The 21,645-nt window shown below is 35.4% G+C and carries 15 protein-coding genes; 6 read left to right on the top strand and 9 right to left on the bottom strand.

What is annotated here, in order from left to right:
* Positions 1–521: 521 nt before the first annotated feature.
* On the bottom strand, positions 522–2,699 hold the full coding sequence (locus tag ABE048_RS17940; RefSeq protein WP_430312632.1) for a bifunctional metallophosphatase/5'-nucleotidase: 2,178 nt from the start codon (positions 2,697–2,699) through the stop codon (positions 522–524).
* A 195-nt stretch (positions 2,700–2,894) separates the two neighbouring features.
* Between ABE048_RS17940 and ABE048_RS17935 the strand changes: the two genes are divergently transcribed.
* On the top strand, positions 2,895–3,542 hold the full coding sequence (locus ABE048_RS17935; RefSeq protein ID WP_430312631.1) for a hypothetical protein: 648 nt from the start codon (positions 2,895–2,897) through the stop codon (positions 3,540–3,542).
* Between the two features lie 294 nt (positions 3,543–3,836).
* Complete coding sequence (locus ABE048_RS17930; protein WP_430312630.1) at positions 3,837–5,990, top strand: alkaline phosphatase PhoX; 2,154 nt, start codon at positions 3,837–3,839, stop codon at positions 5,988–5,990.
* A 214-nt stretch (positions 5,991–6,204) separates the two neighbouring features.
* Here ABE048_RS17930 and ABE048_RS17925 read toward each other — a convergent pair whose 3' ends face one another.
* A complete protein-coding gene (locus ABE048_RS17925; protein WP_430312629.1) occupies positions 6,205–6,732 on the bottom strand; it encodes a DUF1643 domain-containing protein in 528 nt (175 codons plus the stop codon).
* Between the two features lie 638 nt (positions 6,733–7,370).
* On the opposite strand from ABE048_RS17925, the gene ABE048_RS17920 reads away from it, so the two are divergent.
* Entirely contained in the window at positions 7,371–8,354 is a 984-nt protein-coding gene (locus tag ABE048_RS17920; RefSeq protein ID WP_430312628.1) for a Two component regulator three Y domain-containing protein, read from the top strand.
* A gap of 190 nt (positions 8,355–8,544) precedes the next feature.
* Here the strand turns inward: ABE048_RS17920 and ABE048_RS17915 are convergent, their stop codons facing one another.
* From ABE048_RS17915 to ABE048_RS17905, 3 genes are all read right to left on the bottom strand, one after another.
* A complete protein-coding gene (locus ABE048_RS17915) occupies positions 8,545–9,603 on the bottom strand; it encodes an acyltransferase (protein ID WP_430312627.1) in 1,059 nt (352 codons plus the stop codon).
* 128 nt (positions 9,604–9,731) lie between these two features.
* Positions 9,732–10,097, bottom strand: coding sequence for a hypothetical protein (locus ABE048_RS17910; protein ID WP_430312625.1), 366 nt, complete (start codon positions 10,095–10,097; stop codon positions 9,732–9,734).
* Positions 10,098–10,163: 66 nt separating this feature from the next.
* Positions 10,164–12,254, bottom strand: a complete 2,091-nt coding sequence (locus tag ABE048_RS17905; protein ID WP_430312624.1) for a methyl-accepting chemotaxis protein — start codon at positions 12,252–12,254, stop codon at positions 10,164–10,166.
* Between the two features lie 974 nt (positions 12,255–13,228).
* On the opposite strand from ABE048_RS17905, the gene ABE048_RS17900 reads away from it, so the two are divergent.
* On the top strand, positions 13,229–13,612 hold the full coding sequence (locus ABE048_RS17900; protein ID WP_430312623.1) for an HsmA family protein: 384 nt from the start codon (positions 13,229–13,231) through the stop codon (positions 13,610–13,612).
* A 142-nt stretch (positions 13,613–13,754) separates the two neighbouring features.
* On the opposite strand, the gene ABE048_RS17895 is transcribed toward ABE048_RS17900, so the two are convergent.
* Complete coding sequence (locus ABE048_RS17895) at positions 13,755–14,537, bottom strand: formate/nitrite transporter family protein (RefSeq protein ID WP_430312622.1); 783 nt, start codon at positions 14,535–14,537, stop codon at positions 13,755–13,757.
* Between the two features lie 160 nt (positions 14,538–14,697).
* The gene (locus tag ABE048_RS17890) at positions 14,698–15,042 is read right to left on the bottom strand and encodes a DUF2294 domain-containing protein (protein ID WP_430312621.1); all 345 of its coding nucleotides are present in this window, start codon (positions 15,040–15,042) and stop codon (positions 14,698–14,700) included.
* 371 nt (positions 15,043–15,413) lie between these two features.
* Between ABE048_RS17890 and fdhF the strand changes: the two genes are divergently transcribed.
* Both fdhF and ABE048_RS17880 read left to right on the top strand, forming a co-directional pair.
* Entirely contained in the window at positions 15,414–18,350 is a 2,937-nt protein-coding gene (gene fdhF / locus ABE048_RS17885) for a formate dehydrogenase subunit alpha (RefSeq protein ID WP_430312620.1), read from the top strand.
* A gap of 2 nt (positions 18,351–18,352) precedes the next feature.
* Positions 18,353–18,838: a DUF1641 domain-containing protein gene (locus tag ABE048_RS17880; protein ID WP_430312619.1), complete on the top strand. Its 486-nt coding sequence runs from the start codon at positions 18,353–18,355 to the stop codon at positions 18,836–18,838.
* Between the two features lie 453 nt (positions 18,839–19,291).
* On the opposite strand, the gene ABE048_RS17875 is transcribed toward ABE048_RS17880, so the two are convergent.
* Together ABE048_RS17875 and ABE048_RS17870 are read right to left on the bottom strand one after the other, a co-directional pair.
* A complete protein-coding gene (locus tag ABE048_RS17875; RefSeq protein ID WP_430312618.1) occupies positions 19,292–20,122 on the bottom strand; it encodes a glycerophosphodiester phosphodiesterase family protein in 831 nt (276 codons plus the stop codon).
* A 359-nt stretch (positions 20,123–20,481) separates the two neighbouring features.
* Positions 20,482–21,549, bottom strand: coding sequence for a hypothetical protein (locus ABE048_RS17870; RefSeq protein ID WP_430312617.1), 1,068 nt, complete (start codon positions 21,547–21,549; stop codon positions 20,482–20,484).
* Positions 21,550–21,645 lie beyond the last annotated feature (96 nt).

Here is a 21,645-nt window from a genome sequence, read left to right as displayed (position 1 = left end):
GAGATAATTATGTCATACTAAATAACGTTTCTTTTTAAACCATTATAGTGATAGTTCGTTAATTTTTAGGGTTTATTGTCATTAGGCGGGACATTTTTAGTTGTATTGATTGAAAATTTTTTCTCATTATATGTTTGAACATGAAATTTTATTCAATAGTGATATACTATTATTTTATTAGTACATATTAATTTGATAATAAGTAGTTTATTCGCTCTCTCGGGGGATTTATTCGCTCTCTTCGGTGTTTTATTCGCTCTCTCGGGATTTATTCGCTCTCTTTGGAGGTTTATTCGCTCTCTCTCGGGATTTATTCGCTCTCTTTGGAGGTTTATTCGCTCTCTTCGGTGATTTATTCGCTCTCTCTGGAGTTTTATTCGCTCCATTTGAAATTGTATTCGCTCTCTCAGCTATTTAAGTCCTCTATCCAAGCTAGAATTATCAAAAATGATATATTTTTATTAAAAACATCAAAAAAACACCATCTAATTTCTTACTCATTAGATGGTGTTTTCCGTTTTCTATTTTTTCACATCTACAATTCTACCTTCTATTTTCGGTTGAATTGTTTTCATTTTTGTTAGTTGTTCCGCTAGGTTCTCCCAGTCTGATAAGCCTAGGTCTGTTACGCGGCCTTCTGCATATGCTTTGGCGAATACTGTGTAGCCGTCGCCACCTTTTGCTGTGAAGGCATTTGTTGCGATTTTGTAAGTTTGATTATCTTGAATAGGTGTGTATTTGCCATCTGCATCTTTAAATGAAATAGATACTACTCGCTCGCCTACTGGTTTAGATGAATCAAATTCTACTTTACCTCCAGATACATGTAGGAAGCCACCGTTTTCTTTTGGATATTCCTTGAAGCTTGTTTCAAATGCTGCTTTGAGTTCAGCACCTGTCAATGACATTGTAGCAAGAGTGTTACCAAATGGAAGAACCGTGATCACTTCTCCTACTGCGATATCACCAGCAGGAATAGCTGATCGAATACCACCACCATTTTGCAATGCCATGACAATATCTTTGTCATAAGTTTTTGCTTTTGCTAACATTCCATCTGTAATGATGTTTCCTAGAGCTGTTTCACTATTTCGTACACTTACACCTGAAGTGTTTCCTGCATCTGATGCTCTCGGGTTTATAAGGTCACTTTCTGCAACCGCGCCAATTGATTTACTAGAAATCTCTTTTAGCTTTTCAGAGTAATCTTTTAACATGGCAGCTGCTTCCGGATCTTCTGGTAAATCAGCAATCTTGATCAACTTGCCATCTGATTTCACGACTTTGCCTGCACCATCAAATTCAACATCCACCGTACCTAAGAAATCGCTATATTGATAAGCTTGTACAATGACTGTTGGATCTTTTGCTTTATTGTTGTTATCTTTATCTACTACCACAGGTTTATCTAATTGTGTATGGCTATGTCCGCCAACGATTAAATCAATGCCTTTTACAGATGCAGCTAATGTTAGATCGTTATCAACAGCTGGGTTATCATCATAACCGATATGTGTTAAGGCGATAATTTTATCAACACCTTGACCTTCGAATGCCTTTACTGCTTTGTTTGCTTCCTCAATATAATTTTCAAATGCAACGCTTCCAGGACTTGAAATCTCTTTTGTTTCTGCAGTTGTTAAACCAAAGATTCCGACTTTTTCTCCATCAATTTCTTTAATAATTCCATTATAAATTTTACCTTTTGCTGGATTACTAGATATTAAATCCGAAAATAATCCTTTAAAACGTGCATCTCCTGAGAAGTTCACATTCGAGCTAACAAATGGGAAGTTTGCTCCTTCAATGAAATCAACAAGTGCTTGATGCCCTTCTGGACTTGCACCTAAGTCAAACTCATGATTCCCAAATGTCATTGCATCATAGCCCAATGCATTCATGAATTTAAGATCTGCTTGTCCTTGAAATCCATTGAAATACAATGTTCCACTAAATACGTCACCTGCATCTAACAGTAATGAATTTGGTTTTTCGGCTCTAACATTTTTAATAGCCGTCGTTCTTTTAGCGATATTATCCAAATGAGCATGTGTGTCGTTTGTATGCATAACAGAAAGTGCAAAGTTTTCTTTACCGTTCACCACTTTAATCTCTTTACCATCAGGTGTTTTAATGAGACCATTTGCTATATCTGCATTCTTATACCAAAGGCCTTTGTATTGAATTACACCCTTATTCTGGTTAGAGCCGTTATATAGTTTGCCTTTATAAAGAACAAGTCCTTTATTTAATGTTGCCCCATTGTATAGTTTGCCACTGTAAAGAACAAGTCCTTTATTTAATGTTGTTCCATTGTATAGTTTGCCATTGTAAAGTGTAAGACCTTTATTGACCTTTCCTTTTACATAGAACTTTCCGGATTTGGAATCAACGCCAGTAAATACTTTCCCTTTCACATAATAGATTCCTTTATAAGTACCTGTTCCTACTTTGCCATTTATATAATAAACATGACCTTTTAAACCCGTATATAGTTTGCCATTTTTATAGAGTTTGCCATTAAATGTTTTGAATCCCTTTACGACTTTACCAGATGATTTCGCAACAAGTTTACCGTGTGAAATTTTGTAACTCGATGCTGCATCTACTTCTACTTGTGTAGCACTGATAGCTCCTAATATTACTGCACTCCCCAAAATAAGTGATGCTACGGGTTTAACAAATTTCATATTATACATTTCTTCTCAACCATCCTCTTCAATTATTTTTTATTACTAGTTTAGTAATATATACCATTATAAAAAATATTATCTATATTATCCAATGAATACATGAAATATTTTGATTATTTTGTATGGCATAAATAATTAGAGTTGTAATGGAAAGAATAAATTATATCTGCACTAAGCAACAATTCTATGGGAGGAAGAAAAATGAGAAGTGTTACCAAAACAGTCGTACTGATTATTACTTCAGTTTTACTTTTCGCAAGTCTAGGAATTCACGATTCGTCACCAGTCTTTGCTTCCGAATCCACATCAACAAATCCTAAAATAACAATTAAAAAATATAAAAATAACAAGAACTTTCAATACGCTGAAATAAATGGGAAGAAATATGATGCAGCTAATTATCAAATGTTGAAATACGTAGCAAGTATCTATGAAGCTAATCAAAAATTAAAAAAGGAAAATTTATCATCTGCATCTTATAGCATCAGCAAAGTAATATACAATCAGGATCATAAAATCAGCATTTCTTATATTAATGCATTCTATCAAGGCGGGGCACATGAAGACATCACAATGACGGTATTTAATTTCTATAAAGGTGGAAATATAACTTTACAAAAAGCTTTCAAAAACTCACAAGCATATGCCGAAGCAAATAAATATGTAAAAACTTATCTTCTAAATCATCCCTACAAATACCCATTAGCAGATAAAAATTCAAAAATGTATTATCATCAATTCTTTTGGACAGAAAAAGGGATTAACATTGTGTTCGATCCTTATGAATTAGATTCTTTTGCAGCAGGTTTTAAATTTACACCTGTCCCACAAAGGTATTTGAAATACTAAACCAGCATGAAGCTTAAATTTACGGAACTACATTTGAATTTTTAATACAAAAAACTCTGTAGAATGAACTGCAGAGTTTTTTACTATTCAATAAAATGATTTCTACTTTAGACCTAACTTTTCGTAGAGATGCAAGAAAGCATCCTCACTTACTAATTTCCGCTCAATAAGAATCATTCAGATTAATGAAACAATTTCTTAACCATTTTTAACATCCCCTTAATATGCCATTAATAGTTTTTTTGTGTAATTATTACAGGAAGACTATTAAATTATTAGGAGGAAGTTTGATCCATGAATATGAAATTTGTTAAAAAAGGTGCTGCAGCGGCTCTAGCTCTAGCCATTGCTATTCCAGCTATTTCCCCTACTCAAGCGGCTGCTAAGGAAAATTTGAAAATTGAATCTGTTCAATTTAACGGTATGCAAGCCCCTTCTACAATTGATCAAATGGTAAAAACGTACACAACTGCTTCAGTCAATGTGAAATATAGTAACGGAAAAGTAAAAACATTCCCTTTGAAATATAATCAATTATTTAAATCCGAAGATAAAGTAGCAACTGTAAATGGAGAAAAAGTTCCTGCTGGTACGCCAATTGATGTTAACGGCAATCCAATCAAAGATCCTAGCAGCGCAGAGGGAAAATACTTTGTTTCAGATGCACCAGATTCTAACAGCCTTTTGAATCCTATTGATGGCAAGCTTTATATGGTTACACATTATGAATACCAAACAATCGATGCAGCGGGTAAAGACGCATACGGTTTAGTCCCTTCTTCTATGTCTTTAACTCAAATGGAGCAAAATAAGAAAACGGGTGAACTTACACCGAAAAAAGTAAGCAAAATTGACTTTTCTTCCGTGAACGGTCTTTGGATTCCATGTAACGGCTCTTTATCTCCATGGAATACACACTTAGGTTCAGAAGAATATGAACCAGATGCACGTGCATTTGAAAATGATCCTAAATCAAACGCAAGAACTTGGACAGAAAGTTTTGCTAAATTTTATTTCGGAGATGCAACGAAAGCAAATCCTTACTTCTATGGCTATTCACCAGAAATTACAGTGAATAAAAATGGCGAAACATCTGTTGTGAAGCATTACAGCACAGGTCGTTTCTCTCATGAATTGATGAAAGTAATGCCTGATAACAAAACAGTATTTTTCGGTGACGATGGTACGAATACAGCGATGTTTATGTATGTAGCAGATAAAGAAAAAGATCTATCCGCAGGTACATTATATGCCGCTAAATTCAATCAAACAGGTATTGAAAACGGTGGTTCTGGAGATTTAGAATGGATTAATCTAGGACATGCAACAGATAAAGAAGTGAAAGATATTATTGATAAAGGTACTAAATTCAGTGATATTTTCGAAACTTCGGATGTTCCTAAAGATGGATTTACACCAATTAAACAATATTCAGCTGGTAAAGTTGAGTATCTAAAAGTAAAACCTGGTCAAGAAAAAGCAGCAGCTTTCCTTGAATCACGCCGATACGCAGCAATCCTTGGTGCAACGACTGAATTTAACAAAATGGAAGGTGTTACACTAAACGCTAAAGATGGTAAAGTGTACATCGCTATTTCAGATCAAAGTAAGAGTATGGAAAAAGACACATCTGGAAAAGATCCAGCAGACCATATTCAATTACCAAAAATTAAATCTGGCGTTACCTATCAATTGGACTTAAATAAAGGCCAAAAAGATAGCAAAGGTACAGCAATTAATAGTTCATATGTAGCTTCATCTATGTCAGGACTTGTTGTTGGTGAAGACCTTCCAGCAGCAGATGCATATGGTAATACAGCAACTGTGAACAAAGTAGCAAATCCAGATAACTTAAGCTATTCTGAAGCAATGAGAACACTGTTTATCGGTGAAGACAGTGGTATGCATACAAATAACTTTGTATGGGCTTATAATGTTGATACGAAAAAATTAGATCGTGTTTTATCAGTACCAGCTGGAGCTGAAGCAACAGGATTATTTGCAGCTGACAACCGCAATGACTTCCCTTACATCTTCAGTAATTTCCAACATCCTGGTGATGAACTAGATACAAAAAATATTACAGCAGTAAATAAAGATGAACTGAAAAAAGCAGTTGATACACAAATTGGTATTAACAAAACAGGTGGCATTGGTTATATCTCTGGTCTACCATCTTTGGTGAAAATGCCAGATTTCGCACCACCTAAAACACCGACAATTAAAAAAGTAACGCAAAAAACAACATCTATCACTGGTAAAACTGAAGCTAGTGCAACTGTATTCATTTACAACGGCAATAAATTACTAGGAAAAGCTGTTGCAAACTCAAAAGGCGAATACAAAGTGAAAATCAAAGCACAAAAGAAAGGCACTACGCTTAAAGTGTTAGCTCAAGATAACGCAGGTAATAAAAGTAAAGCTAGTACAGTGAAAGTAAGCAAATAGATTTTAAAGTATTGAGAAGAGGCAACGAAATCATTCGTTGCCTCTTTTATATTTGTGAAAATCTTGGGTATGGTAGGACTTAACTTGTGCCATTTCGTAATTGAATAGTGAAGTGTTGGTACATAACACCTTCTCTTTTCTCCCTACAAAGCAAAACCTTCTAACAGCTTTTCACTATTAGAAGGTTTTATTCGTCTTAGGCTAGATTGTATCTTTATATCCAAACATCTATCTTTTTTCCATAAAGATATTCTTTAAAAACGCAGGCTATTTTAATGTTTAGTGGATGCATTGGCCACCCGTATTTATTTGTTTGAAGATGATGAAGTTTTTTCCCGGTAGCCTCTATGTATCTGAGGACGGGATAATTCGCATTGAACCATGAACCTTTCTCACCCCATGCGGCGACGATCATGTCTGTAGCATTAATTGATCGTTTTACAATTTCCATATTTTGAGGAAGTGTTCGAACACTCGCTTCTAACAAATGTTCAGGAGTCGGTGTTCGCAGAGAAAATAGGTTAACGATTGCAATCGAACCATAACCGTTATAAGATGCCGTTTTAATACATTTATCAATTGCTCGATCACACTTATCGCAATCAAGTGTAGTTGGATTCAACATGATAAACAAACACTCCGGTAAGTTCTCATCCCAAGTACAACTAAGCTTAAGTTGATGTTTACTTGACTTATCAAACATTACTTTTACATGCTCATTAGGTTTCCACGGTCTTATCATCAGCAACAACTCCGTTTATGTAATACTTTTTACTGCCCTCGATTTTAATTTTTATTTTAGTACATTGAGAGACCTTGAAGTACAAATCGCTTCTACATTTTTCAGTAGCGTCGTAACCATATTGGTCACTAATGATGGACCTTAAATTGCAATTGACAGCGTTTTTTATTATTTCACCTTTGTCTTCCCCCGACTTTCCTCCCCCTATCCTATTCAGACATTTTTACTATCATGGTGTTAATAATTATCTAACATATTGCACCAATATTCCACAATTTTTTTAATTATTTAGGATATTTAACAATTGCTTAGTGTCCCTATAAACATGACAAAATCCTTTCATTTCCATCCCCCAAAAAATTATCCTGGTCAAACCTCTGATAGCTAATTTTACAATATGAGATAGTAAGTGGTTTTTATTATCGACACAAAAGAACCACCTGATTTTCTTCATTTCAGGTGGTGTTTATTTTGTCTAACAACGAATCTATAGCGAATTATGATAGGTACTTTTCATCATTGTAAAACTATTGTAAATTGCCAATAAAATCTAATAATAATGGTTTCAACTGTAATAAAATAGTCAGTAGATATAGCTATTAATGATGGTAAACGTTACCTCGTAAAGGAGAAACCCTATGTTTAAAGGTGAAAAAGTATTCGAAAGTGAAAAATCTATCAAGTATTTGTTTCAGAAATCTTATTCAAAGACAAATAGTCTAGTTATCATCTTTTCAGCATTTCCTACTAAAGGGAAACAACCGGCTTACAATTTTGTCCGTACATTATCGGAGTTTGATTGTAACAAGCTTTTTATATTGGATGATTTCGGAAGTCGAGCAAGTTATTATCTATGCGAAAAGAGAGATTTTTCCATCGAAAGATCGGTCATTTCTCTCATTAACTTTATCATAAAAGAAAATGAGATTGATCACGTCATTTCTTGTGGATCGAGCAAAGGGGGCTATGCGGCTTTATATTATGGTATCAAATATGGATTCGATCATATTATCGCTGCTTCTCCTCAGTATTATTTAGGTGACTATTTACTCGATCAAACGAATTCACAAGACGTGACTCTTTTCATGTCTGGATTATCAGCTGATGAAGATCACCAGTTTCTAAATGAGATTATGCCAAAAATGATTGACGAAACACAAAGCAAACCTAATATTTTCATACACTTAGGAAAAGATGAACCACACTATGAAAATCATGTAAAGCCGTTATTGGCCAAACTAAATGAGGTTCATATCAATTATGAACTTGATTTAGGTGACTATAGTAAGCATAGTGATGTTGGCAAATTCTTTCCTACTATTTTAAAAGATAATATTAGAACATTACTACATTATCCTTCACTTGAAATCACCCAATCAACAAATGGGAAACAACCTATTGGTTCTCAATGCACATTTGAGGCTAAAACCGAGTCCGAGAAAAATAAAATTGCATGGTATGTTTTCCGTGAGAATGACCGAGTTGAGATGAAAAATTATTCGACTGACCATACCCTTTCAGTAACATTCGATCATGTAGGCAAATATTATGTAAAAGCATTTGCGATAAATAGCTTAAAGCATAAGGTTTCAGTTAGTTCAGAAGAGATTGAGGTTTATTAGTGGGTGACTGTTCCCCTATTTAATGAACGTTAAGCTTTCATGCTTGTTTTGGGTACTGATGCATTTGTTGTGTTCGAATTGTGAATTGACCGTTGTCTTAGTTTATAACAAAAGAAAACCACCCTTGCGCTTTAATCGGCGTAGGGTGGTTTTCTTTTGTTTAATTGGAATTTAAAAAACGCATCAACATTTAGCTCTTCAAAAACGTCAACATATAAGTACTTACTTTTTTATATAAAGCGTTATAAATTGTGCCAATCACGAAGGATACTATCCAGCAACTAATAAAGACAATGACACAATATCCAATCATTTTGAAAATGATCAGGTTACCATCTGTCGAAATAATATCTTCTATGATGCCGAACTTTTTCCATATCACAGGTCTCATCGAACTTTGTTCATGGATTAAATAGATGCCAAAAACAAATTTAGAAGCAAAATTGATGTTGGGTGATTTTATTTTTAACTTTTTAAAATATTGGAATAAACAATAGGCCATGATTAATACCAATGGAGAATTGTATGAATACAATTGATCCATTAGACCAGTACGATAAATTAGTAAACTATTAATAAATGCTACAAAGAAATACATAAATAAGTAGAGGTTTCGGTTAAAATCTTTTATGAGAAACTCATATTTCTGAATATACGCTGCTAGAATGTATAGAAATAAAAAGTATACAAGCCCATATCCATTCGAAACGCCAACTAACGCATGAGGATAGATGAATTGCCAAATATTACAAACAAGTAACCCAGTAATGATTAAATTCCCGTGTTCTTTCTTGTCCATATGATCAATTAATTTGTTCATGAAGGGTGATAATGCATACATAACAAAATACACCGTTACAAACCAATACCCACCGGTAAACACAGAAAATAATGATTTGAAGAACATTACTACATTAAAATCTACATTACCTACGAGTACATTCACTAGATAAATGACCGTTGAAAAAAAACTCACTTCCATAAATAAGCTAACTAACTTCTTCAACTTAAACTTCGATTTAGTTAGAAAATATCCACTTACTAACACATACAAACTCACTGCAATGATGGAAAGTGATCGAATAAAGTAATAAAATACCTCATTGAATCCTGTTAAAAAATTCGATATATTAATATACTTCCCCATTCCATGTGTACCAATATGTAGAATAACAATCATAAACATCGATATGATTCTAAGTAACTCAAAATTCGAGTCACGAACCTTACTTTTATCACTACGCTGCATCCTAAACCTCCTAACAATACAATAAAGAAACTAATTCATCATATCATAGGGATAGAATAATCCGTCTAGTCTTTTTTTAAAAATTTTGTAAATGTCATTAAAAAGTTACATTAGTAAAACTATTTCACTCATATATAATCTCGGGCGTGGTTTGCTTCACTCGGGCGCTGTTTTGCTTCACTCGAGAGTTTTTTTGCTTCACTCGAGAGTTTTTTTGCTTCACTCGAGTGTTTTTTTGCTCCACTCGGGCGCTGTTTTGCTTCACTCGAGCGTGGTTTTGCTTCACTCGAGCGTGGTTTTGCTTCACTCGAGAGTTTTTTTGCTCCACTCGGGAGCCTTTTTACTCCACTCGGGAGCCATTTTGCTCTACTCGGGAGCTGTTTTGCTCTACTCCACTCGAGTTGATTGGCACCAGGTTCCACTTTAATGTGATGGAATGCATCTGTTTTTTCATTAAAGATAAAGAAAAGAAATAGCCCTATAAAGTAGACCATAAAATATCTACTTTACAGGGCTTTTCTAACTAAGTCTATTCTCTTTTTAAACTCCGGACAAAGAAGTTAGTACTTAAATTTTGATAGCGATTGATCTAGTGATTCTGCCAAATGAGATAGGTTTTTAGCCATTCCTAGAATCTCTTGAATGGAGGCATTTTGTTCTTCCATAGTCGCAGATAATTCTTCTGTCCCTGCAGATGATTCTTGGCTGATTGCTGCAATACTTTCTACAGCTTTAAGCACATCCGTAGTTGCATCATGAATTGTTTTAGATGCACCGTTGACTTGAATGATTTTATTGGACATTTCTTCCATATTTTGATTGATACCATCAAAAGCTTCTCTATTTTGCTCTATTAAATTAGAACCTACTTGAACTTCTTGAACAACACCATTCATAGAGAGTTCAACTTCTTGAGTTTCTTTTAATACACCATCAATAATAGTAGAAATTTTATCTGTAGATTCTGCTGATTGTTCGGCTAGTTTTCTTACTTCATCTGCTACCACAGAGAATCCCTTGCCATGTTCTCCAGCACGTGCCGCTTCAATGGCTGCATTTAAAGCCAATAAATTTGTTTGATCCGCAATATCATTGATTACATCAAGAATTCTTCTAATTTCTTTTGACTTTTCACCTAATTGTTGAACAATATTTGCAGTGGATGCTACTTTTTCCTCGATTATTTGCATCCCTTGTATCGATTGATTAGCACTTTGTAATCCTTTTTCAACGGACTCCTCTGTTTTTCGTGAACTATTCGTCATCTCTTCCAAATATTGTCCTATCATTTTACCCGCTTCATCCACATATTGTACTTTTTCTAACGTTTCATTAGCATGCTGAGCTTGATCAGTCGAACCAGCTGCTAATTGTTCCGTTGTGGCTGATACTTGTTCAATACCTTCACTTATTTCATTAGTGTATGTCAATAATTCTTCACTATGAGAGGATACTTGCTTTGAGATACCTGCAGCATCGCTGATTAATGTACGGGTACTAGAAGACATCTCATTCATAGCTTTCGCTAATTGACCGATTTCATCTTTTGTTTGGATTGTTAATGCTTCCGTTGTTAAGTTCCCACCAGCAATTTCTTGAACTTTATCGACTACTTTTACTATTGGCTTCACTAATCCTCTAGCAATCAATGTAATCAATGTAGCAAGAATAATGATACCAATTAAACTGATAATGATGGAGTACTTCATCATTGTATTGGTATCCTGTTTTACTTCATCCAGAGGTATAGTGATCATAAGTGACCAGGGAGTACCTGTAGAACCTATATTGATTGGTGAAAACACTTTATAAACATCGGCTCCATCAGATGAAACATCCGTATAAGATAAAGGTTGTCCCGTTTGAACAGCATTTTTGACTTTACTTGAATTCGCGCCTACAAGCTTATAACTACTTTCTCCAACCAATTCGTGTGATTTGTGAGATACAATGGTCCCATCATTCGAGATAATGGCTCCATAGCCACTTTTATAGAGATGAATAGTGTCGTTTAATTTTTGCATAGAGTCTAGACTAATATCTACCCCAACAGCCCCTACTACCTTATCATTTATCTTAATAGGTACGACAATCGTGGTCATTTGTACATTTTTTCCGGCTACTTGATAAGTGTATGGATCGAGAATAACTTCTTTACCAGTGTCTTTGGCAAGCTGATAATAGTCGTTTTCTTTTGGATTATCATAATCGTCTGATGCTAATAAACGAATCTGACCACTTTCTCGAGTCCAATAAGGAACAAATCTCCCTGTTTCATCATGGCCCTTGGTGTTCTTATATTTTTTATCTGCTCCATCGAAAGCATTTGGCTCCCATATTGTCCAAGTAGACAAGAAAGATGGATTTTCTTGAAGCGTCTTTTCTAAAACGGCATTTGCTAGTTGGCGATTCGCTTTATCCTTTTCTACCATCGTGCTCAATGTCGTAGCAACACCTTTAGAAGTATTCATAGCATAATTTAGTTTAGCTTCGACATCTCTTGCTTTTGTTTCACTTACCTTGAGGGCTAATTTTTTTGCATTTTTTACGGATGAATGATCGACTTGATATAGATTAAACCCTATGATTGTAATAAAAACAATCAAACATGTACCAAGAATCGACAATAATATTTTGGTTAATAATTTCATCGAATAAAATCTCCTTCAAATTTACGACACTATGAAAGGTCAAACTCTAGTTTCTCCTTCAAACTCTGCTTGACTATCACTAAAATGTCTCTCTATCAATTTCGGATTTTCACCTAATACAAATCTTTATACGTTCTTTACCAGTTCATTTTCATGTCTGATCAATCTCGACAAATTTCGCGAACTAATTATTCAGATAGGTATTTCTTATGTATTTTTCTTCATACATATTGTTTGCATAGTACATATGCAACAAATTATTAACCACGCTACACAAGTTATTTATACCTAAGTATTTAGGTATAATAAATCAAATAAAAAGAAAAAACAAGAAAATTGTATATACAAAGAAATACTATTATGTACCTGTATAAATGTCAATTAAATTAACAAACGAATCAATTTTATAAATCCGTTTTCGATTTTTGAATACGAACATTTCAACACATTAACTATTCAATATTCAGATTTGTATGCTCCTCTACAGACGGCACTTTCCACGGGCTTTGCTTCAATCTCCTCGGGCCAACACGATGTTGGTCACGAAGCCTTTTCCACAGGACGTGGCATTCTTAGGCTTTGTTCCTTAAAACCGTTCTTCGTGGCTTTCAGCTCAAGCTTTTCCCGTATCTGTAGCGTTGAAATTAAAGAAATTGGTAATCATTAAATGTTCGTATATTTTATATAACATATTGCAGGATTCAATTGTGACAATTTATACAAAATATAAATAGCAGTCTATGTTTTACTTTAATTTCCATTATTAATCAACACAAACACTGATTTCTCTTTAATTTTTGATTGCCCATGGAATGCTTTGTGATAAACCACTATTGGCGCTCGATTTGTCTCCATAAATTTATGTCCATGCCAGGCAAAATTACAGTTGCATAGAGTAATGTTATCTACCATAATACTTAAGTGGTATTTGCAACTTTAGTATCATATCTTCTAAAAGAAAGAAGGAAACGCAAATGGATAGTAAATTACTTTTGTCAATAATCACCATTACTCTTGCGCTTATTTTCTACACATGGGGTGTATTTAGCGAAAAACGTACAGGAACAATTAAAAAAAGTCACATTTTAAGTTTTGCATTCGGTCTTGTATTCGATACAATCGGTACAACTACAATGGGCACTATTGCTGAAACAACTGGCGGATCAAAATTAGGTCTACACCAAATAGCAGGCGGTGCAGCTATTGTTTTAATGGCTATTCACCTAATTTGGGCAATTTACGTCGTTCGAAAAGGAACTGAAAATGCCAAACATCAATTCCACAAATTTAGCATAATTGTATGGGCTTTATGGCTTGTCTCTTATTTGTTAGGAGCTTTTTTAGGTATTACACACTAAAATACAGAAAAACGTGTCCTTTCATTGGAACAATTTAAAGCATTTTCAAAACTACTGTCATCTGAACTGCTCCTCAATTAGAGGTGCAGTTTTACATAAACATACAAAAAAAAACCGGCATATGCCGGTTTTTTCTTTTGTGCTATTTAGTTGTAGCATATTCTTTTTGATAAGAAATAAAGTAAATCAAGCCAACGAAAACGGCGCCACCAACGACATTTCCTAAAAAGGCTGGAATAACATTACTTATAAATTCTGTCCATGTTGCTTGTCCTGCAAAAATAGCAGCTGGAATGACAAACATATTTGCGACAACGTGTTGGAAGCCAATCGCAACGAACGCTGTGACAGGGAACCAAATACCTGCAATTTTACCAACAAAATCATTTGCGCCATAAGCCAGCCAAACAGCTAAGCATACAAGCCAGTTACAGCCAATACCAGAAATAAACGTTTGTAAGAATGAATCTGCTGTTTTTGCTTTAGCAATTGCTACTGTTTTATGTAAAAATGGACCTGTTTCTGTTAGACCAACGATATGTCCAAAGAAAAATGCTACAAATAAAGCGCCAAGTAAATTGGCAAGTGTCACCCAAAACCAGTTACGGATCAATGCTGGAATTGAAATTTTCTTTGCATAAAAGGCCATTGCTACAGACATCATATTCCCCGTAATCAACTCGGCACCAGCTAATAATACTAAAATAAGGCCTAATGGGAATACCGCTGCTCCGATGAAACCAGCGAAGCTGCCCCATGCTTCCGGCATATTGCCACTTACACGAATATCGAGTAAAAACCCTAAAGCAATAAAGGCCCCACCTAAAAATCCTAATACTAACATCTTAAAAATCGAATAACTTGCTTTACCTACACCTGCATTAATGGCGATTTCTGTAATTTGCTCTGGTTTGTTAAAAGCCATCCTACTAATCCCTCTTGTCTATTCTATTTTGTTGTGATCATCCACCAATATGAGAAATTTCAACCTTTCTCTGCTGGTGAGATGTATGTTCTGTTCGCTCATCAGAATAGCAATCTTCTCGACGTTGCCATACGTGCGAAATGTTTTTGCAATGACATCATCACACAATATTTCGATCAAAAATAAAAACTGAAACGGCCATATCCTCTTCAATTTTGATATCTGAAAACAGATGCAATAATTTGGCCTGCATTAATTCCTCCATGCCTTCAGGCGTTGCCTTTGAATACACTTCTTGAATCATTTTTGTGCGAGCAGCATGTACCATTGCCACGCCTTCTGATGAACTTGCAATGAATTTTTCCGTCGGCGTTATATTTCCATATAGCGTTGAAATAGCCATATTTTCCACAAAGATGGTATGGATACGCTCAGGACCTTTGCCAAATAAATCTTTGCGAAGCTTTCGGATAATGTCATTAAATTCATTCACTTTTCTCGACATAATCAGCATTCTCCTATCGTAAAAAACTGTTTTTGTTCTCGTTTAAACTATTTCATCTCTACAGTTTGTTAATAATAAAGCAACTTTAAAAAAATTAAAAGTCTCTTTTTTTTAAAATCATTATCAAAAAAGAGGATTTATTAATTTTCTTCAAAGGTTTATAATGATATCAATGATATAAATGGAATTAAAATATTTAAGTTTTTATGTTTTGATTTTATTTAACAACTCTAAAAAAAATTTGGATTGGTCTTTTAGTAAGATCTGCTGAAAATCTTATCCACCATGAATTGCTTAGCCATACTTTTTAGCTAGAAGTGTGCTCATTCATGGTGGATTTTTTTATGTTGAGGAAAAAAGGAGACAATACTATGACGAAAATGAAAATTAACGGTACGCCCTATGAAATAAAACTAGGCGAAACGATTTTAGACGTCATTAACAAGAATCAAATTTCCCATCCACAAATTTGTCATGTACCGGAAGTCGACCCGATTCAAACATGTGATACATGTATCGTAGAAGTAGATGGTCAGCTCGTTCGCTCATGCTCTACAAAGGCACAGGATGGAATGGATGTACAGCTTACATCACCAAAAGCGAAAGAAGCACAAACAGAAGCGATGGATCGTCTTCTTGAAAATCATATGCTGTACTGCACGGTTTGCGATAATAACAACGGGAACTGTACGCTTCACAATACGGTAGAAATGATGGAAGTTGAGCATCAAAAATATCCGTATAAACCGAAAGTGGAACCAACAGAAGTTGATATGTCCCATCCATTTTATCGCTACGATCCTAACCAATGTATCGCTTGTGGACAATGTGTTGAGGTCTGTCAAAACCTCCAAGTAAACGAAACGCTATCGCTTGATTGGGAAGCAGAACGCCCACGTGTTATTTGGGATGAAGGCGTTGCGATCAATGATTCTTCCTGCGTTAGCTGTGGTCAATGTGTAACGATTTGTCCATGTAATGCATTGATGGAAAAATCAATGCTTGGTGAAGCAGGATTTATGACAGGCATGAAACAAGAGATGCTTGATCCAATGATTGATTTGATTAAAGAAGTGGAGCCTGGCTACAGCGGTATCTTTGCCATCTCTGAAATTGAATCTGCTATGCGTAGCAAGCGCACCAAAAAAACGAAAACCGTTTGTACCTTCTGCGGTGTTGGTTGTTCGTTCGAAGTATGGACAAAGGGCCGCAAAATCTTAAAAGTACAGCCATCTAATGGTCCTGTTAATGCTATTTCTACATGTGTCAAAGGGAAATTCGGTTGGGACTTTGTAAATTCGGAGCAACGTTTAACAAAACCGTTGATTCGAAAAGATGGAGAATTTGTAGAATCCTCATGGGATGAGGCGCTTGATGTGATTTCTTCAAGACTTGGTGGTATTCAACAAGAATTTGGTCCTGGCTCTGTCGGCTTTATCTCTTCTTCAAAAATCACCAATGAGGAAAACTATTTAATCCAAAAAATGGCCCGTCAGCTATTTGAAACAAATGATGTCGACAACTGCTCACGCTACTGCCAATCTCCTGCAACAGACGGCTTGTTCCGCACAGTTGGTATGGGGGGCGATGCAGGTACGGTAAAAGATATTGCCCAAGCAGGTCTCGTTATTATCGTTGGTGCCAATCCAGCAGAAGGTCACCCTGTTTTAGCAACTCGCGTCAAACGTGCGCATAAATTACACGGTCAAAAATTAATCGTAGCCGATTTGCGAAAACATGAAATGGCCGAACGCTCAGATATTTTCATGCGCCCAAAGCAAGGTACAGACCAAGTATGGCTTATGGCTGTTACGAAATATATCATCGACCAAGGCTGGCATGATAAGGCATTCATCAAAGAAAACGTTAATTTCTTCGATGAATTCAATGAAGTACTTGAAAAATATACACTCGACTATGCCGTACAAGAAACAGGCATTTCAAAAGAAACGCTTATTCACGTAGCAGAAATGATTCGCGATGCAGATGGTACATGTGTTCTTTGGGGTATGGGTGTTACACAAAACACAGGTGGCTCCGATACTTCAGCAGCTATTTCTAACTTACTATTAGCGACCGGCAACTACCGCCGTCCAGGAGCAGGTGCTTACCCTCTTCGTGGTCACAATAACGTACAAGGCGCTTGTGATATGGGGACATTACCAAACTTACTTCCTGGTTATCAAAAAGTAGTGAATGATGAGGAACGTGCAAAATTTGAAAAAGCATACGGTGTCAAAATTCAACCAGAACCTGGTCGCAACAACATGCAAATGCTTGATGCTATTAGCGAAGGAAAAATGAAGGCAATGTATCTTGTTGGAGAAGAAATGGCACTCGTTGACTGTAATGCCAACCATGTAGACCAAGTACTTTCACAACTTGACTTCTTTGTCGTACAAGATGTGTTCTTATCTCGTACAGCACAATATGCGGACGTCGTACTTCCAGCAGCACCTTCTCTCGAAAAAGAAGGAACATTCACAAATACAGAACGCCGTGTTCAACGTTTATATCAAGTATTACCGACACTTGGTGAGTCAAAACCAGACTGGAAAATTCTCCAAGATGTTGCGAATCGCTTAGGCGCTAATTGGAACTACAGCCACCCAAGCGAAATTTTCGCAGAAATGGCAAGCCTATCTCCTATTTTCAGCCAAGCGAACTACGACGTATTAGAAGGCTGGAATAGCTTCTGCTGGGGTAGCCTAGACGGAAAAGATACACCACTTTTATATACAGATGGCTTCAACTTCCCAGACAAAAAAGCACGATTCGCTTTATACGATTGGGTAGAGCCTGTGGAATTCCCTGCTGAATACGATTGCCATATCAACAATGGCCGTATGCTTGAACATTTCCACGAAGGAAATTTAACAAACAAATCAGACGGTATTCAATCAAAAGTACCTGAAACCTTCGTTGAGGTTTCTCCTGAATTTGCAAAAGAGCGTGGTATTGAAGATGGCTCACTCGTACGCCTTGTTTCACCATATGGAGCACTAAAATTAAATGCCCTTATTACCGATCGCGTACGCGGCAATGAGCTATTCTTACCGATGAACTCTGTTGATAAAGATTCATCCATCAACTTCTTGACTGGGCCAGCAGGCGATAAGAATACATCCACACCTGCTTATAAACAAACAAAAGTCCGCGTAGAAGTGTTAAAAACGAAAGGGAAAAATCCACTCCCACGTACGAATCCGCGCTACAAAAAACGACATCCACAAAATGGTGTTGAAGTATCGCGAAAATGGCAACGTCCTGGCTACGTTCACTTAACAACGAATCAGGAAGAGGTGTAAAAATGGCAGCACCAATTACAACTATTCAAAAACAGCAAGTTACAGAAGAACAAATTGCAGAACAAAAATTAAATGATTTAAAAGGTTTGCTTTCAGAAAATGAGCAAGCACTACAACAAATTTTTTCGATTGTATCCGAATTAAACGATATCGGAGCACTCGAAGCGGTCAATAAAATGATACAAGCGAAAGAAGAAATCGCCCATATTGCACTCGGCCAAATTTCTCGTGAGCCTGTAACAAACATCATCAATCAGCTAATGTCTGTTGCAGGTCTTTTATCAGCAATGGATCCTGATATGACGAAAAAGCTAATCGGTAGCTTAAATACTGGACTTGATGAAGCAAATGCTGCAACTGCTAGTGAAGAAAAAATCACACTCTTCAGCTTAATGAAAGTCATTAAAGATCCTGATGTCAATCGTGCTCTAAACTTTGGCATTCACTTCTTAAAAGGTCTTGGTAAAGGATTGAAAGACGAAGGTTAACAAAGAGCAAGTATTAGAAACGCTCAATAAAATCAATGCTCCAGAGCTTTATACTCTATCGTCGGTGAAGCCTTCATACATTTAGCTGACTTATTTACACCTACGGCAACAAATGATAAAGAAACAAGCCAGCGCCTTAATTAGCGCTTGGCTTGTTTTTTTATATTAATTTTTATTCCGTATTAACGTGTAGTAAGATCCCACCTTAAGATCGAGCAGGAACAATTATCCACGAAAAATTTTGAGTATCTACTATTATATATGTGTATTTAGCGGACGCAAGATGGATGGCTTTTATAGCTTAAGTATTTACAAAAATATCGAACCTTTAGAAGTGTTGATAAAGGAGGGATGTATTCTTTTCCATTAATACGATTTTCTTGAAGGTACTTTTGAGTTCTCTGTTAAGAATGTGATTTGCGGATTCCATCCATTTTTCTAGACTAGCACTAATTACTTTAATAATGACTGTGTATAAGATATGTGATTCGTAAATACACCATCAGCTCCGTCTTTGATGACTCGTTTTTGTTCAGCTTTTTCTGTCTCCGCATTAAAAAAGAATGGATACACTTTCAGGTGATTTTGATGAAGTTTATCTATTAGTGATTTGTCAACCAAATCTGCATTCAGCCCTATACCCATTGCGTATTTTTTCCACTGATTTATTTTTTCTGTCGTAAAATCCTTTTGACTAGTACAAAGTGTCAATTGGACTAGGGGAATTTGATTGTTTAGGTCATGTATTTTCTTTAGACTCATAGTCGAAAAGGATTCAATTATTACTTTGTTTTTCTTGATAAGCCCTTTCTTATTCAACAATTCTACTAATGGCTTTTCCATCTTTAGCTTATTATCTACCTGTCGAGTTTCTATGAAATAATTTGTGTTTGAACCAAAATGATTAATAAGTTCTTCAAGCGTAATGATTCTTTCGTTTTTGTATTTTGGGCTAAACCAACTACCAGCATCAAACTTTTTGATCTCCTGTAAGCTATATTGACTTACTTCTCCATGACCATTGGTTGTTCGGTCTATCGTCGGATCATGCATAAGAACTAACTGATTATCTTTTGTTTCTCTTAAATCCATTTCAATATAATTCGCTTTTTCTTGAACTGCTATTGAATAAGCTGGCAATATTTCCTCGGGAGCTTTGTCGTTCGCACCTCTATGTGCGATCACCATCATTGATCTCTTTGCTTTAACTTCAGAAACTGAAAACAATTTAATTGTGCTGAATGTAAATATACCGATTAAAACAACTATTATTAACTTTTTCATGCTATTATTTTACCCCAATAAAAAATATTTAGAGTATAATGGACCAAAGTTTAATTAAAATTTAATTTATATCTGTTTAAATTAATTTCATAATTCCATTTTTGGATGTTCCGCTACAGACGGTGTTTTATACGGGCTTGGTGACATATGATCCGACAGGAAAATATCAGGTTAAGGCATTTGCATTAATAGCTTAAAGCATAAGTTTCTGTTGGTTCGAGGAGATTGAGGTTTATTAGTTTCGTAAAAAGAAGCATTTCATCTAATCGTTTCAAATAAAAAACCCCATGAGATACATGGGGTTCACTTAATTTTATGAATCGTTTTTTTGCGGAAATACCACTCGGCTTCGAATAGTTCTATTTCGTCACCTTTACTGCTTTTATCTGACTGTCAGTGTATATGTCACTATTATAAACGGCTCTTACTTTGATTTTATAAGTATAGCCTCTGCTAACATAATTTATTTTTTTAGAAGTACTCGTTGTTGTATAATATTTATAATAGTTTAATCCTCCATATGAATAGTAGATTTCATATTTTTTGGCACCTGTTACTTTTTTCCATTTTAATGTAATGGTATATTTGCTTGAGTTCGATGCAGTTGTAATTGTTGGTGACTTTGGTTTGATGTTAAATGTAAATGATCTGGTTACTCCTTCATACTGTCCTTTACCTTTAACCGTAACAGTTGCTTTTCCAACGTTTTTGTTGTTTTTATACGTAACAGTGTAATCCACATTTTGCTTTAGCGTTTCTTTTGGCGTTTTAACAATGATTGATGGTTGAATCGCTTTTCCAGTATATACATAGCTACTTTTTGCGTTGGATCTGACAGAAAAAGCTTTCGGATCTGTTGTGAACCAATAGTACGTACCGTCTGATTTACGAATACGGAATAGTGGATAGCCATCTGACTTTTTCATTAATGCCCCAGCATATACATTGCTTTGTGCTCCAGGATATAAAAGGACATTACGTACTTCATTTTCCTTCAAATTCCCATAAAATGTAGCCGTACTAATTGGCTGTATCCCTCTATAATTTTTTGAAAAATAAAAGTCAGAAGAAAATTGATTATTATAAATGACATCTCTAGCTGCCAACTGTTCATCCTTGCTATTTTTAATATGTTTTAAGTTATATTTAAATAATAGCCATTGTTCATCACTTTGTGGTTTATCATTATAATTGTATTCTTGTTGCACAATTTGATTTGCTGTATCACCTGTAGTCAATTCTAACAACTGAAGTTCAACTTGTTTTTCATTACTAGTGAAATATGGTTTAAATGTAAATTCAGTTTTCTCATATGCGTTAAAAGGATTTTCTCTAGTACCGAGAACTGATGCTTCTGCCCGATCTGCTACCGCCAAACTTAAAAATAAAGTAAATGCAAAAATGAATGAATAGAATAGTTTTTTCATTGCTCACCCTCCTATAACAATCTTATCTATATAATGAAATTTATTCCATAATAATTATCTATCATTTTACTTAGGATCCATTCAGTCCGATAGAAT

The sequence above is a fragment of the Rummeliibacillus pycnus genome (assembly GCF_050459865.1).
Taxonomy (GTDB): domain Bacteria; phylum Bacillota; class Bacilli; order Bacillales_A; family Planococcaceae; genus Rummeliibacillus; species Rummeliibacillus pycnus_B.
This window is presented reverse-complemented; position numbering and strand designations above follow the sequence as displayed.

Excerpts from the sequence above, each read along its gene's own strand:
- ABE048_RS17940 (WP_430312632.1), bottom strand. The coding sequence starts at position 2,699 with ATGTATAATATGAAATTTGTTAAACCCGTAGCATCACTTATTTTGGGG.
- ABE048_RS17935 (WP_430312631.1), top strand. The coding sequence starts at position 2,895 with ATGAGAAGTGTTACCAAAACAGTCGTACTGATTATTACTTCAGTTTTA.
- ABE048_RS17930 (WP_430312630.1), top strand. The coding sequence starts at position 3,837 with ATGAATATGAAATTTGTTAAAAAAGGTGCTGCAGCGGCTCTAGCTCTA.
- ABE048_RS17925 (WP_430312629.1), bottom strand. The coding sequence starts at position 6,732 with ATGATAAGACCGTGGAAACCTAATGAGCATGTAAAAGTAATGTTTGAT.
- ABE048_RS17920 (WP_430312628.1), top strand. The coding sequence starts at position 7,371 with ATGTTTAAAGGTGAAAAAGTATTCGAAAGTGAAAAATCTATCAAGTAT.
- ABE048_RS17915 (WP_430312627.1), bottom strand. The coding sequence starts at position 9,603 with ATGCAGCGTAGTGATAAAAGTAAGGTTCGTGACTCGAATTTTGAGTTA.
- ABE048_RS17910 (WP_430312625.1), bottom strand. The coding sequence starts at position 10,097 with ATGGTCTACTTTATAGGGCTATTTCTTTTCTTTATCTTTAATGAAAAA.
- ABE048_RS17905 (WP_430312624.1), bottom strand. The coding sequence starts at position 12,254 with ATGAAATTATTAACCAAAATATTATTGTCGATTCTTGGTACATGTTTG.
- ABE048_RS17900 (WP_430312623.1), top strand. The coding sequence starts at position 13,229 with ATGGATAGTAAATTACTTTTGTCAATAATCACCATTACTCTTGCGCTT.
- ABE048_RS17895 (WP_430312622.1), bottom strand. The coding sequence starts at position 14,537 with ATGGCTTTTAACAAACCAGAGCAAATTACAGAAATCGCCATTAATGCA.
- ABE048_RS17890 (WP_430312621.1), bottom strand. The coding sequence starts at position 15,042 with ATGTCGAGAAAAGTGAATGAATTTAATGACATTATCCGAAAGCTTCGC.
- fdhF (WP_430312620.1), top strand. The coding sequence starts at position 15,414 with ATGACGAAAATGAAAATTAACGGTACGCCCTATGAAATAAAACTAGGC.
- ABE048_RS17880 (WP_430312619.1), top strand. The coding sequence starts at position 18,353 with ATGGCAGCACCAATTACAACTATTCAAAAACAGCAAGTTACAGAAGAA.
- ABE048_RS17875 (WP_430312618.1), bottom strand. The coding sequence starts at position 20,122 with ATGAAAAAGTTAATAATAGTTGTTTTAATCGGTATATTTACATTCAGC.
- ABE048_RS17870 (WP_430312617.1), bottom strand. The coding sequence starts at position 21,549 with ATGAAAAAACTATTCTATTCATTCATTTTTGCATTTACTTTATTTTTA.